Origin of the sequence: Pseudoramibacter alactolyticus ATCC 23263 (assembly GCF_000185505.1) — a bacterium.
Lineage (GTDB): Bacteria > Bacillota > Clostridia > Eubacteriales > Eubacteriaceae > Pseudoramibacter > Pseudoramibacter alactolyticus.
This window is the reverse complement of record NZ_GL622399.1, coordinates 1-502: the sequence shown is the minus strand read 5'-3', so window position 1 is coordinate 502 and position 502 is coordinate 1. Positions and strand designations below refer to the sequence as shown.

Annotated in this window: 1 protein-coding gene; it reads right to left on the bottom strand. The window is 59.0% G+C overall.

Going from position 1 to position 502, the window contains the following annotated elements; all coding sequences use genetic code 11:
• On the bottom strand, positions 1-502 hold a 502-nt coding region (locus HMPREF0721_RS11345), incomplete at both ends, for a DUF3418 domain-containing protein (protein ID WP_006599941.1).

Genomic DNA, 502 nt, shown 5'->3' with positions numbered 1-502 from the left:
ACTCGATCCGCACGCTCACCCCCTCGAATCCAGCGCGGCATGTCGTCATACCAAGGGTCCGGGGTAGCCGAAATGAAATTCTCGAAGACGAGGTCATCAATCTGAGCGACGATGTCAGCACGGATCGCCGGATCCGAGACAGTTACCAGAGCCTGACGAGCAGCGACGACACGACTGAGGATCCTGCCAGCAGTACGCACCACTCGAGCCATCCGGTCGGCCTGGTCTTGACGAACGACTAAAGCGAGGTCGTCGAATGTCTTCTTGTCGCGAATCCCTGACAAGTCACCCGCCTTCTCCTGAGCCACCGAAGCCACCGCCTTATGACGGGCATCGGCCAGTAAGGCTGAGACGCTGGGGTACGGAGACGTTGCCAGGGCCAGCTTGGTGGCGTTATCCATATGCGTAACAACCCACTTCGTCGGGTCAGGAAGGTTGAGGATAAGCAACTTCACGACACCGGAAGCATGGCTGGTGCGCTGGGCACGAGGAGTGTCGAGAA